The following is a 10,992-nucleotide window of genomic DNA, read 5'->3' as shown; positions in this document are numbered from 1 at the left end:
AGCATTACGTACATGATTATTGATTTTCATACACACGCAAAGCTATCTAAAGGAATTCCTGTTGATTTAGAGGAATTTACAAAAAAGATGAATGAAGCAAAAGAGGCAGGGTTAACGGCTTTGGCCCTTACTGAACATTTTAATGCACCTGACTTTCTTAAGGTCTATGACATGCTGGACCATTCATTTCCCTATGACGGACATACCTATGATGTAAATGGACTCACCGTTTTTCCGGGAATGGAGATCGATGTAAAAGAAGTCGGACATTACCTTGTTGTTGGAAATCGTGATGACATTCGCTCGATTTCTATGGAACTGACTGCATTTACCCCAGAAGATAACTTCATTCCAATTTCGGATTTATTTAATCTGCTTGCGCCTTATAACGTGCTTAAAATTGGTGCACATCCATTGCGGAAATCGACGCCGCTCCATCACCATGATCCGGCATTGCTTAAGCAGTTTGATGCGTTTGATTTAAATGGTAAAGATCTGTTTAAAGCAGGCCCTGAAATGGAAAAGCTGGTGGCGGAATTTGCAGATCAATATGGTGTTCCGGTAGTTGGAGGAAGCGATACTCATCACTTTCTGCAATATGGAGCGATTAGCAATCGCTTCGAAGAGGTATGCAGAACGGTCGACGAGTTGAAAGAAGCGATCCGTCAGCAGCAATATCAAACCTGCATTTCTGATTGCTTAGACGTAAAAGTGCGGTCTGCTGCATTGATCAAGAAAGAATTGAAAGAGCAGATTACTATTTAAAAAAACTGCGGTATACATCCGGATGAAGCGGAGTAAACCGGGAAGGAGCGTGAGACAGTTTTGTCTCACGCTCCTTCTTAGATTTATTGAAACCAGTCTATTTCCCCAAAGGGATAAATCCGTGCTTTTACTTCTCCTAAAACCGCTTCTTCTGAAATCACTCCGTACTCCCGGCTGTCCATGCTTTTTCTGCGGTTATCACCAAGAACAAATAAAGATTTTTCCGGAACCTTAAGATAAAAATCGCCTGTTAAAGGCTCGCCAAAAAGCAGCTTTTCCTTGTTTTGTTCAAGATAGGGTTCAGAATAGGGGGTGCCGTTAATGGTAAGGATGTCTTCCTTTATTTCAATTTCATCTCCCGGCAAACCGATTACTCGTTTAATATGCTGATCGGATGATATAGGAGAGTCAAACACAATTAAATCAAATGCTTCGATTTCACTTATTTTTGAAATCACCACACGATTTTGATCTTCAAAAGTAGGCTCCATCGAAATTCCTTTTACCAATACAGGTGAAAAGAGAAAATTTCTGCAAATCAAAACAATGATAAAAGCCATCAGGATTGATTTTAGCCATGAGATCCATTCTTTTTTAGGGCTTTGCTTCAACAAATGTCCCTCCTGTTTATTAATGGGTTAATTTCAGTTAATAGGAAAAATATTCTGTTGTCAATCATCACTTCACAAATAGAGGATTTTTCCTTTTGTTAATTGAATTATTTTTTAAGTGAACTTCTTCTTGCTTTCGACAGTATAGAAAGTAAATAAACAGAAGGGGGGAGTTTGCATGGGGACAGGGTGGATTGTTTCACTGATCGTGGTTGGGGTGATGACGACTGTGATTCTCGCGATTTCCATTCCAATGGACCGCAAACATGTGGTTCGTGAAAATGGAAAAGTTAATTATAAAAAAACGAAAATATATTTGAGGTGGAATGTGTTTGATACCTTAACGCTCAGTTTATCAATATACGCTATTATCTGTGTTCAGGCGCTGAACCTTTTAGTGTCAAACGGACAGTCTGTAGAAAATGTGTATGTACAGTTTTTTACGAATCAGGCACAGGTCTGGACGCTGCTGAGCATCCTTTATTTGATCAGCCGTGTGACGATTACGCTGAAAGCAATAAAAGCGATCATGGGAGAGGACCTTGTTTGAACGTGCAGATGAGTTGATGATTGCTTATCAGCAAGGGGACATGGAGTCGCTCGATCAGCTCTATCTGCTTTTAAAAGGACCCATTTATTCATTTGTATACAGATACAGCAGAGATGAACAGCTAAGCATTGATATTGTTCAGGATACCTTTATTAAACTGCAGCGATCTAAACACCTATATAAGAGGGAAAAAGGGAAAATAAGCTCCTATTTATATCAAATTGCCTACCGCTTGATGATTGATAAGCTGAATCGGAGAAAAAAATGGAGGTCGTTTCTTCCTTTTTTAACGCCTTCTGATAAGGAGGAGGTAGATCTTGCAGACAGGATGAGCGTTCGGGAGGCGGTTGCTGCGTTGTCCGAGGTTCACAGGCCAATCGTTCTGCTATTTTATTATCACGATTTAACGCATGAAGAAATCGCCAGCGTGCTTGATATTCCAAAGGGAACGGTGAAATCCCGATTGCATTATGCCATCAAAAAATTAAAAGAAGAACTGGGCGGTGAAGAAAATGTCTCAAGATCCCTTTAAAAATGAACGATTTTTACAATCAAAGCTGGATGAGTATCATGTCAAGGTACCGGATATCCCACTGCACAGCCGAAAAAAAAGGTGGGAGCGATTTATTAATTACCTGGCTTCACCTGCAAAAAATCCCATTGATCCCATGGTGTCTACGCTAAACGGAATAATGCTTGTAAAAACTGGTCCGGTTTTATGCGGTGCAGTGCTGTCTGTTTTGCCGGTGCTGGTTTTTGTTTAGAATCGCTGACATCAAAGCAAATAATAAACCCAAATAGAACGGCCTATTAAAAGATGCGGCTATTTGGGTTTTGAGTGGAGTGTAATTGTTTTCTTTCCTCTTACATCAATTCCTAGTTGTGCGCGACAGCACTTATTTCAATAAATTGTTCAGGAAACGCCAGGTAGTTTACTCCGATCAGGCTGCCGGCAGGACGATGCTGTCCCAGATACTGCTTAAATAGCCGTATGACCGTTTCAGAATGTTTTTCCGCATGAGTCAGATAAATCTCGACATAAGCCAGGTTTGATTTCGTAATCGAAAATCCCTTCAACACACGGTCAAGGTTATCAAGTGTCCGCTGCGTCTGTTCCTCAATGTTGTTTTCTCCAACGAATACTCCTTCATTTGAATGAGAAAATTGCCCTGAAATGTATATTGTGCCATTGACGCTGTATCCTTGTGTAATCCCGTGATCCCAAAGACCATGATCGTACGTTTTCACTGCAGTCATTTATTTTTCTCTCCTTTACTTCAATATGACCTCAGTATAAAATGACCTTAAACTAAAAAATAGTACGCACTTTTTTAATAGGTACTATCTGAAAGGATAGTGGGAATATGGGGACAGCAGATTTTAAAGAGAATGGCACCGTTCATGGAACTCCTTTTGGCTATACGTTATCGGTCATAGGCGGAAAATGGAAAATGTTGATTATCTACATTCTAGCCGAGGATCAGCCGGTACGATTTAATGAGCTGAAAAGAAGAATTGGGACGATAACCTATAAAATGTTGAGTTCGCAATTGAAGGAATTGGAGAAGGATGGAATAGTGAAACGCAAAGAGTATCCTCAGGTTCCTCCTAAGGTTGAGTACAGCCTCACGGAAAAAGCAGAGACACTTCTGCCTGTGCTGGAGCACTTGTGTGAGTGGGGAGATCACAACCGTCCCCCTGAAGCAACGTGAACCGGTGAATGAGCCTGGGACCTATTTGTCCCAGGCTCATTCACATCATATGGTCAATCTGTATAAGGGTCTTTTTCCTCAGATGGCAAATCACCCAGTAAAGACATGATATTATCCTCATCGAGTACATCCTCGTAGCGTTCATGCTGCTTGTTCGGATAAACCGTCATGTTGCCTTCTAAATCAACTCCGACGAAATTTTCGTATTCCTCTGTGTACCCGTGGTTTTCTTCCCAGTCCGCATACATGTTTTCATACTCTGAAGGAGGATGTTCAAGGTCGGATGGTGAGTCTGAGCTTCCATAGCGAGCCACGTCCTGCCAGGAATCCTCCGAATCGTAGACGGCACTTTCCTGCTTTTTGCTTCGCTCTGTTTTTCTGAAATCTGCTGTCAGGATCTTTTCTTCAATTGGACGGTTACGGGATTGGTTTCGGTCTGGTGTATGGTCGACACAATAACGCGTGGCGGGCAGTGCTTCTAATCGGTCGTAGGGAATTTCCTCTGTGCACGTTATACAGCGGCCGTACATTCCCACTTCCATAGCTTGCAGCGCGGCCAAAATACCTTCAAGTTCAAACCGTTCATGTTCATTTAACGCGAGGTCTTTTTCTCTTTCGTATAATTCAGATGCCAGATCGCCCGGGTGATTGTCATAGGAAGACAGCTCCCCAACAGCGTCCTTCTGGCTTCGCTGGAGGTCAAAATGATCATTGTGCTTAAAGTGAACTTCCAGTGCTTTTTTTCTCGCAAGAAGCTCGCTTCGTAGGGCTTGCTGTTGTTGAATCGTTAACATGCTCCTCATTCCTTTACTTTTTCACTGTCTTCTTATCGTTTCCTGAAAGTTGGTTTTCACACGTGGAAAATAGACCAGCAACCTAAACAATCCCTATTTCGAATTTTTAGAAATATCATGTCGAGAAATGGTACACTTAAAGCATTATAGAAAGGGGCGGTTAATCATGAGTCATCCAATTCCACAAGCTACGTTACATGACGGTATGAAGGTGCCGGTTATTGGTTTAGGTACATATAAGTTAAAAGGAAATGAGGGTGTTCATGCGATCACGGGAGCGATTGACCACGGCTATCGTTTGATTGATTCTGCTTACAACTATGAAAATGAAGGAACGGTTGGAGAAGCAGTACGCCGCAGCACAGTTCAAAGAGAAGAACTGCTTATCACGTCTAAGCTGCCAGGACGCTATCAAGGGTATGATAACGCGGTAACTGCCATTCAGGAATCGCTGTACCGGGGAGGGCTGGATTATTATGATTTATACCTGATCCATTGGCCAAACCCGAAACAGGATCAGTATGTGGAAGCATGGCAAGCGCTAATAGATGCGAAAAAATGGGGGCTGATTCGTTCGATCGGTGTTTGTAATTTCCTTCCGGAGCACCTGGACCGATTAGAAAAAGAAACTGGCGTGCTGCCAAGCATCAATCAGGTGGAATTGCATCCATTCTTCAATCAGGCAGCGCAGAGAAAATGGCATGAGGATCATGGCGTTCAAACGCAGTCCTGGAGTCCGCTGGCGAGAGCCGCTGAGCTTATGAAAAATGAATCCATTCATTCCATTGCTTCTGCTCATCATAAAACAGTTACTCAAGTCATTTTACGCTGGCACTATCAGCTTGGAGCCATTTCTATCCCGAAATCCTCTTCGCCGGTCAGGCAGCTTGAAAATCTGTCCATTTTTGATTTTACACTTAGTGAAGGAGAGATGAGCAGGATTGGGGAGCTTTCTCATCCGGGAGGCAGGATGAACGACCAGGACCCTGCTTTTTATGAAGAATTTTAACTAAACTAAAATTGCTCACAATCATCAAATTCTGATGATTATGAGCAGCCCATTTATTTGCCTTTTGGGTAATTTCACTATGAAGTGGTGCTTAAAAGTTCACGGCAGTGCGGACATTTAGCATAATGCCTTTCCTGCTCCAGCTTTGATACGTAAGATAGATCAGTAGTAAATTCCCTCTTTTCGATAGGGGTATCAAAAAAATCACATTGAGTACCCGCGTGACTGCTATGGTGAATTCTTTTCTTTTTATGATCCACAAAATACTTCATGCAACAACCAGTCCTTTCCAATAAAAAAAACCGAAAAAGACCACAGCAGGTGTGATGCTTTTCCGGCTTTGCCAGCGGTTCAAAAGCCCGTGACATATTACCTCTTTATATTAAGATTTAAAATACGAGTAATTATATATTCTGCAGGATTGAAAACGCAAATGTTTTTCAATTAGTACAAGTATATAGGGAACGGAAGAAGGAGTAAACCTTTTTACTTCCTTGGCACTTCGATATGAATTTAATGTTGAATCAAATGGAGGGCGCGGTCTAATAAATAGATCTGGTCGTCGAGTACGATCCGTTTGCAGTTATCAGAAGGTATGGTAGATTTTAATTCTTTTAAACGGTTCAAATCTCTTTGAAATAAAAACAGTTCGTCAAAGTGTGTCATTTAACCCCTCCTGAATTCTTTGTCATCCCACTTATCTACCCACGAGTGCACCAGCTAAACAAAAATAAGAAAATTGTGTAAATAGTCGAGGGTTGTTGGTTCAAATTGGAAAATAACCAACTATGCGTTTATAGTGTATAAAACTTTTTATACACTAAATCTCGTAAGTGAATTCATTTAACCTTTTGGTAGAGGAGTGATTATATGGCTAATGTTAGTTCATTTATTGAAGAATATATAGAGAAGCATTTTGGATTGAAACCGCATGTTTCATTTGTGAACACCGACCCTTACATTACGTTAATTCATCTCCGGGATTTTTTGCTGCCCAGCGAAAAAATACTTGTAAATCAAGGGAATGCAAAAAGGGTGATGGAAACGAGAGATTTTATGATTTATTCTCTAAAATCCGAATTTTTAGAGCATGTGGGATTATTGACTGATCGACACTATAGCGAACTTTATGCCGATTGGAATCTGGAAAAAGGAACGGGCATGCTTTTAGCTGTTTCAGATTCCGGACCAAAAAATGAAACACTGACTTGGCCCGCTGAAGTGGATGAAGACACAGTACGGCAAATTTTCATGATAAACAGTATTCATACGGAAAAAAAGCCGGACTCCATTCAATACTTCTGGCTCACTGATCGATATCTTTTGATTGAGCGTTCAGGGATTATGGTGGATATCGAGAAAGAACTGATAAAAATCGGAAACGAAGAACAGCTAAGGTTAGCGAAACGGCCAATGGAGTATCAAATTCTGAGACTTTATAATTTAAATAAAGCGTTAAATAAAACCGTAGCAGAATTGTTCGTTGATTGGGATTTCCACAAAGATAAAGGGTACCATGTTTTGGTTTTAGATGAAGTTTAGTGTGGCGTACTTAAAAAACAAGATAGCAACGAGTATCAGAACAGAAGGGGGATCGATTGAATGGCTGCTGAAAAAACAATCCAAAAGGAAGTAAGCGGATATATTTCAACGCTGCTTCGTGATCATTTCGGAAAAGGACCCAGATCGGTTTATGTAACAATCAATCGTCCTTTTATCACGATTCACTTCCGAGGCTTTCTTGCACCCATGGAAAAAGTGCTGCTTCAACGCAATGAATGGAAAAGAGTGCTGGAGATTCGGGATCTGCTGGTGCAAAAGCTTCGGGAAGATATAAAAAATGAGCTTAAAAAAATAGCTGATTTGGATATTGAAGAATTTTACGCAGACTGGAACCTTGAGCTTGAAACCGGTTTTTTTATTGGAGTAATGAAGGGCGAACCTAAAGGATCCGCTTTTGACGGCCCCTCCTTTATTAATAAAGAAGCTTTTAAACAGCGAATTCGGGATGCAACAGAAAAAGCGCAAAGGATTCCAGGCAGGATAGATGCGTACTGGTTGAGTGACCGCACTGTTTTAGTGAAAAGAACAGATATTTTAGTGGGGATTGAAAAGGCGCTTATAAAAGAAGGCTATACGGAAGTGCTTAAGCTTACAAAACGGCCCATGGAACGCTCGCTTCTTGTAGAAGCCAATCTGGATGAACTACTGAACCGCAAAATAGAAGAGATTTTCCTTGACTGGGATTTTACAGAAGACTTTGGCTATGTTGGGCTGCTTCTTGAGCGTCAAAAATAATGATTTAATTAGACGCATTGATCGAGTGCGTCTTTTTGAGATAAGCGGCAAGAATCGCTTTAGCATATTTAAAAAGGAGGACCATATGAAGGCACTTTTACCCGCAGCAAAAAAAGCAGCTCAGCAGGCCGTGCTGGAAGCCGGTGCGGCAGTGAAGTTACGGTTTGACCAGACGATTAAGATACAAGAAAAAGATCAATTTGGTGATTTGGTTACAGAAGCAGATTTAATAGCAGAAAGAATCATTTTAGATAAACTATCAAGCGCCTTCCCTGATCACCAGATTCATAGTGAAGAAGCAGGGGATAACGGCCTCACAAGCGACTGGCTGTGGCAAATTGATCCACTTGACGGCACACATAATTTTGCCATGGGGTTTCCTGTATTTTCAGCTTCTGTTTCACTGCTGTATAAAAGAGAACCGGTGCTTGGAGTTACCTATGAACCGGTAGCCGATCGGATGTATACCGCTGTTTTAGGCGAGGGAACGTTTTGTAATGATAAGCGGATCAATTTAAAAATGAAAGCGGACCTCTCCCGGCTGACAGTTGCGTGGATTCAGGGTCATCAGGTGCAAAACGAACCCAAAGCAGTGCAGCTAAGACACTACATAGATGTGACGTGCAAACGAATGGTGCGTCTGTGGGCTCCGACCTTGCAGTGGGCGATGCTTGCAAAAGGAGATATTGACGGGATCGTTTTATATAACTCAGAGGGTGATGATTTATACGGCGGGTTGCTGATGGTAAAGGAAGCAGGCGGAATTGTCATTGATTTTGACGGAAATGAATTTACAGGAATGAGCAGCGAACCGTATTTAATTGCGTGTCATCCTGATCAAAAGGAGGATTTTCTACAGCTTGTACAGGAAGGGCTTCGTGACCGCATGTAGCAAATGATGGAGGTGGGACTATGGCAGCAGAACAAGATCTTATTCAAATTAGAAGCGGCACAATTCAGGATGCAGCGTCCTCACTTGTTCTTCAAAAAGCGGTGGTGTCAGAGATGAACTATCTGATTACATTGCCAGAAGAGTTGACAGGTGATTTGTCCCAATACACTGAATGGGTGGAAAAAATGATCGATCAGGACCGGGAGACGTTCATAGTCGCTGAAGTTAACGGAGAGCTCGCCGGCTGGATTGTGTTTCAATCCTCCCATCGAAAGCGGCTTGCTCATACCGGCTCTCTAGGCATGATGGTTGGAGCAGAGCACCGGGGAAAAGGCATCGGTAAGCTGTTATTAAACGCACTTCTTGAGTGGGCAGAACGGCATGAGGATATTAAGAAAGTCAGTTTAGGCGTTTTTTCAGATAACCACCGGGCCCTTTCTCTTTATAAGAAAATGGGGTTTCAGGAAGAAGGACGCAAGGTCAATGAAATCCAGCGCAGTGAAAATGAATTTATTGATGATGTGCTGCTTTACAAAATGGTCTAATGGCGGATTCAAGGGGAAATGATATGAATATATATCTGATTCGGCACGGAAAATCCACCCATACCGGCTCTAAGCGGATGACTCAGCAAGAACTGAGGGACTGGTTTGAACAGTACAACCAGGCGGGTGTAAGGGAAGAGGAAAGATATCCTCCATCGACTGTCAAACAAATTTCTCTTGCCAAAGCAGTGCTGACAAGCGATTTGAATCGGGCAATAGAATCCGCCGGCTTTCTTCAAACTGAAATTCTATTGTCGGATTCCCTATTTCGCGAGGTAGACATTCCGCATTTACCGAAAGCTTTTGACACGATTAGATTAAAAGCGCATATCTGGTCGATTATTTTACGTTCATTATGGTTCCTTGGGTATTCAAGAGAGTGTGAATCGTTGAAGGAAGCCACGAACAGAGCGGAAGAGGCAGCTCAAATGCTGATCGACCATGCTCAAAAGTGTGGAACAGTCGCTTTGATTGGCCATGGAATTTTTAACCGGCTGATTGCAAAAAAGCTCCAGGCTGCCGGGTGGAAGGGGAAAACAAGGTCAAGCCTGCGTCACTGGAGATGTTCAACGTATTCTAAACGATAGAGCAGACGTTTAAAAGGAGCGGCAGGATAATGAAACAAAACGGAATTGTGATCGAAGAATACAATCCAGAGTGGAAATTAGTTTTTCGTGAGTTGAAAAACGTACTTGAGCACCACCTTGGAGACCTTATTTTGCGAGTGGAGCATGTAGGAAGCACATCTGTAGAGGGATTAAGTGCAAAACCGATTATTGATCTTGACGTAGTTATCTCACGTAGAGAACTTCTTCCGGAAGTGGTAGACAAGCTTTCTGAGATTGGCTATTCTCACGAAGGGGATCAGGGAATCAAGGGACGCGAAGCCTTTAAACGGGCAAATTCAGCTGTTCCATATAGTGATAAAAATACCGAATGGATGGCTCACCATTTGTATGTATGTGCAGAGGATAATGAAGAATTAAAACGTCACCTGGCTTTCCGTGACTACCTGCGAGTGAATCCGGATGCATGTCTTACGTATGAGCAACTGAAGCGGGAGCTTGCCCGCACCTCTCCTAATCGCGATGTTTATACCGATGGGAAAGATGAATTTGTTCTTGCTGTCTTGAAAAAGGCTGCAGTATTATAAACTATTAAGTAAAATTTAATGCATGCATGAAGAGTGGATACCAAGAGGCTGGCCACTCTTTTTTACGTTTAATAAAAACTTTTCAGCGCAGTGCCTCGTCTAACGTAGTGAAAGGGGGAGCGAGTGTGGAAGAGATGAGCGCAGCAATGATGGAAGCAGAAGAGAAAGAAATATTGATTGATGACCTGATGAATCATTACGGACAGGATGTTTTGAAGCTGGTATATTCCTATGTCCGAAACAAAGAGCTGGCAGAGGATTTAACGCAGGATATTTTTGTGAAATGCTACAAATCACTTCATACATACAAGGGAAAGTCAGCCCTGCGCACCTGGTTGTGGAGAATTGCGATTAACCACTGCAAGGATTATATGAAAAGCTGGTACTACAAAAATGTGTGGGCAACCGAAGAAGACTATGTATTTTCAGGCACTCCGAAAGAGACCGTTGAGCAGGAAGTGATCAAACAGGACGAGGATGAAAGACTACTATCTGCTGTGATGGACCTGCCGATTGTGTACAGGGAAGTGATTTTTCTGTTTTATTATGAAGAACGGTCGATTAAAGAAATCGCGGAAGTGGTTCAAGTAAAGCAGAATACAGTGAAAACACGACTCAGAAGAGCCAAGGAACTCATGAAACAAGGATGGGAGGAGTAAAGTA

The 10,992-nt window shown here is 42.0% G+C and carries 17 protein-coding genes; 13 read left to right on the top strand and 4 right to left on the bottom strand.

The annotated features are described in order from the left end of the window. Nucleotides 1–12 precede the first annotated feature (12 nt). Entirely contained in the window at nucleotides 13–765 is a 753-nt protein-coding gene (locus tag P6709_RS09750) for a PHP-associated domain-containing protein (protein ID WP_278240732.1), read from the top strand. An 83-nt stretch (nucleotides 766–848) separates the two neighbouring features. Here P6709_RS09750 and lepB read toward each other — a convergent pair whose 3' ends face one another. Continuing rightward, nucleotides 849–1,376, bottom strand: a complete 528-nt coding sequence (lepB, locus tag P6709_RS09745) for a signal peptidase I (protein ID WP_278240731.1) — start codon at nucleotides 1,374–1,376, stop codon at nucleotides 849–851. A 178-nt stretch (nucleotides 1,377–1,554) separates the two neighbouring features. On the opposite strand from lepB, the gene P6709_RS09740 reads away from it, so the two are divergent. Genes P6709_RS09740 through P6709_RS09730 form a run of 3 tightly spaced genes read left to right on the top strand, consistent with a single transcriptional unit; the run spans nucleotide 1,555 to nucleotide 2,690 of the window. After that, nucleotides 1,555–1,926 carry a group-specific protein gene (locus tag P6709_RS09740; RefSeq protein WP_278240730.1) on the top strand — a complete coding sequence of 124 codons (372 nt, stop codon included), beginning with the start codon at nucleotides 1,555–1,557 and terminating at the stop codon, nucleotides 1,924–1,926. Nucleotides 1,927–1,942: 16 nt separating this feature from the next. Next, on the top strand, nucleotides 1,943–2,458 hold the full coding sequence (locus P6709_RS09735) for an RNA polymerase sigma factor (RefSeq protein WP_278241060.1): 516 nt from the start codon (nucleotides 1,943–1,945) through the stop codon (nucleotides 2,456–2,458). Continuing rightward, nucleotides 2,439–2,690, top strand: coding sequence for a hypothetical protein (locus tag P6709_RS09730; protein WP_278240729.1), 252 nt, complete (start codon nucleotides 2,439–2,441; stop codon nucleotides 2,688–2,690). Before P6709_RS09735 ends, P6709_RS09730 begins: the two co-directional genes overlap by 20 nt. A 112-nt stretch (nucleotides 2,691–2,802) precedes the next feature. On the opposite strand, the gene P6709_RS09725 is transcribed toward P6709_RS09730, so the two are convergent. Beyond that, nucleotides 2,803–3,183, bottom strand: coding sequence for a RidA family protein (locus P6709_RS09725; protein ID WP_278240728.1), 381 nt, complete (start codon nucleotides 3,181–3,183; stop codon nucleotides 2,803–2,805). 107 nt (nucleotides 3,184–3,290) lie between these two features. Between P6709_RS09725 and P6709_RS09720 the strand changes: the two genes are divergently transcribed. After that, nucleotides 3,291–3,638, top strand: coding sequence for a winged helix-turn-helix transcriptional regulator (locus P6709_RS09720; RefSeq protein WP_278240727.1), 348 nt, complete (start codon nucleotides 3,291–3,293; stop codon nucleotides 3,636–3,638). 53 nt (nucleotides 3,639–3,691) lie between these two features. On the opposite strand, the gene P6709_RS09715 is transcribed toward P6709_RS09720, so the two are convergent. Next, nucleotides 3,692–4,432: a TraR/DksA C4-type zinc finger protein gene (locus tag P6709_RS09715; RefSeq protein ID WP_278240726.1), complete on the bottom strand. Its 741-nt coding sequence runs from the start codon at nucleotides 4,430–4,432 to the stop codon at nucleotides 3,692–3,694. Nucleotides 4,433–4,598: 166 nt separating this feature from the next. Here P6709_RS09715 and P6709_RS09710 point away from each other — a divergent pair, with 166 nt between their 5' ends. Further along, on the top strand, nucleotides 4,599–5,441 hold the full coding sequence (locus P6709_RS09710; protein WP_278240725.1) for an aldo/keto reductase: 843 nt from the start codon (nucleotides 4,599–4,601) through the stop codon (nucleotides 5,439–5,441). Between the two features lie 513 nt (nucleotides 5,442–5,954). Here P6709_RS09710 and P6709_RS09705 read toward each other — a convergent pair. Then, nucleotides 5,955–6,107, bottom strand: a complete 153-nt coding sequence (locus P6709_RS09705; protein WP_278240724.1) for a hypothetical protein — start codon at nucleotides 6,105–6,107, stop codon at nucleotides 5,955–5,957. A 204-nt stretch (nucleotides 6,108–6,311) separates the two neighbouring features. On the opposite strand from P6709_RS09705, the gene P6709_RS09700 reads away from it, so the two are divergent. From P6709_RS09700 to P6709_RS09670, 7 genes are all read left to right on the top strand, one after another. Continuing rightward, nucleotides 6,312–6,983, top strand: coding sequence for a Na-translocating system protein MpsC family protein (locus tag P6709_RS09700; RefSeq protein ID WP_278240723.1), 672 nt, complete (start codon nucleotides 6,312–6,314; stop codon nucleotides 6,981–6,983). A 60-nt stretch (nucleotides 6,984–7,043) separates the two neighbouring features. Beyond that, entirely contained in the window at nucleotides 7,044–7,739 is a 696-nt protein-coding gene (locus P6709_RS09695; RefSeq protein WP_278240722.1) for a DUF2294 domain-containing protein, read from the top strand. 85 nt (nucleotides 7,740–7,824) lie between these two features. Next, complete coding sequence (locus P6709_RS09690; protein WP_278240721.1) at nucleotides 7,825–8,631, top strand: inositol monophosphatase family protein; 807 nt, start codon at nucleotides 7,825–7,827, stop codon at nucleotides 8,629–8,631. 20 nt (nucleotides 8,632–8,651) lie between these two features. Then, nucleotides 8,652–9,176, top strand: coding sequence for a GNAT family N-acetyltransferase (locus P6709_RS09685; RefSeq protein WP_278240720.1), 525 nt, complete (start codon nucleotides 8,652–8,654; stop codon nucleotides 9,174–9,176). 23 nt (nucleotides 9,177–9,199) lie between these two features. Further along, a complete protein-coding gene (locus P6709_RS09680) occupies nucleotides 9,200–9,763 on the top strand; it encodes a phosphoglycerate mutase family protein (RefSeq protein ID WP_278240719.1) in 564 nt (187 codons plus the stop codon). A gap of 29 nt (nucleotides 9,764–9,792) precedes the next feature. Beyond that, nucleotides 9,793–10,329, top strand: coding sequence for a GrpB family protein (locus P6709_RS09675; protein WP_278240718.1), 537 nt, complete (start codon nucleotides 9,793–9,795; stop codon nucleotides 10,327–10,329). Between the two features lie 125 nt (nucleotides 10,330–10,454). Continuing rightward, nucleotides 10,455–10,988 carry a sigma-70 family RNA polymerase sigma factor gene (locus tag P6709_RS09670; protein WP_278240717.1) on the top strand — a complete coding sequence of 178 codons (534 nt, stop codon included), beginning with the start codon at nucleotides 10,455–10,457 and terminating at the stop codon, nucleotides 10,986–10,988. Nucleotides 10,989–10,992 lie beyond the last annotated feature (4 nt).

Origin of the sequence: Jeotgalibacillus sp. ET6, assembly GCF_029667115.1 — a bacterium.
Classification (GTDB): domain Bacteria; phylum Bacillota; class Bacilli; order Bacillales; family Jeotgalibacillaceae; genus Jeotgalibacillus.
The sequence above is the reverse complement of the archived record's forward strand: the minus strand, read 5'-3'. Positions and strand labels throughout refer to the sequence as shown.

Coding starts and splice junctions, on each gene's coding strand:
- P6709_RS09750 (WP_278240732.1), top strand. CDS start 13: ATGATTATTGATTTTCATACACACGCAAAGCTATCTAAAGGAATTCCT.
- P6709_RS09740 (WP_278240730.1), top strand. CDS start 1,555: ATGGGGACAGGGTGGATTGTTTCACTGATCGTGGTTGGGGTGATGACG.
- P6709_RS09735 (WP_278241060.1), top strand. CDS start 1,943: ATGATTGCTTATCAGCAAGGGGACATGGAGTCGCTCGATCAGCTCTAT.
- P6709_RS09730 (WP_278240729.1), top strand. CDS start 2,439: ATGTCTCAAGATCCCTTTAAAAATGAACGATTTTTACAATCAAAGCTG.
- P6709_RS09725 (WP_278240728.1), bottom strand. CDS start 3,183: ATGACTGCAGTGAAAACGTACGATCATGGTCTTTGGGATCACGGGATT.
- P6709_RS09720 (WP_278240727.1), top strand. CDS start 3,291: ATGGGGACAGCAGATTTTAAAGAGAATGGCACCGTTCATGGAACTCCT.
- P6709_RS09715 (WP_278240726.1), bottom strand. CDS start 4,432: ATGTTAACGATTCAACAACAGCAAGCCCTACGAAGCGAGCTTCTTGCG.
- P6709_RS09710 (WP_278240725.1), top strand. CDS start 4,599: ATGAGTCATCCAATTCCACAAGCTACGTTACATGACGGTATGAAGGTG.
- P6709_RS09705 (WP_278240724.1), bottom strand. CDS start 6,107: ATGACACACTTTGACGAACTGTTTTTATTTCAAAGAGATTTGAACCGT.
- P6709_RS09700 (WP_278240723.1), top strand. CDS start 6,312: ATGGCTAATGTTAGTTCATTTATTGAAGAATATATAGAGAAGCATTTT.
- P6709_RS09695 (WP_278240722.1), top strand. CDS start 7,044: ATGGCTGCTGAAAAAACAATCCAAAAGGAAGTAAGCGGATATATTTCA.
- P6709_RS09690 (WP_278240721.1), top strand. CDS start 7,825: ATGAAGGCACTTTTACCCGCAGCAAAAAAAGCAGCTCAGCAGGCCGTG.
- P6709_RS09685 (WP_278240720.1), top strand. CDS start 8,652: ATGGCAGCAGAACAAGATCTTATTCAAATTAGAAGCGGCACAATTCAG.
- P6709_RS09680 (WP_278240719.1), top strand. CDS start 9,200: ATGAATATATATCTGATTCGGCACGGAAAATCCACCCATACCGGCTCT.
- P6709_RS09675 (WP_278240718.1), top strand. CDS start 9,793: ATGAAACAAAACGGAATTGTGATCGAAGAATACAATCCAGAGTGGAAA.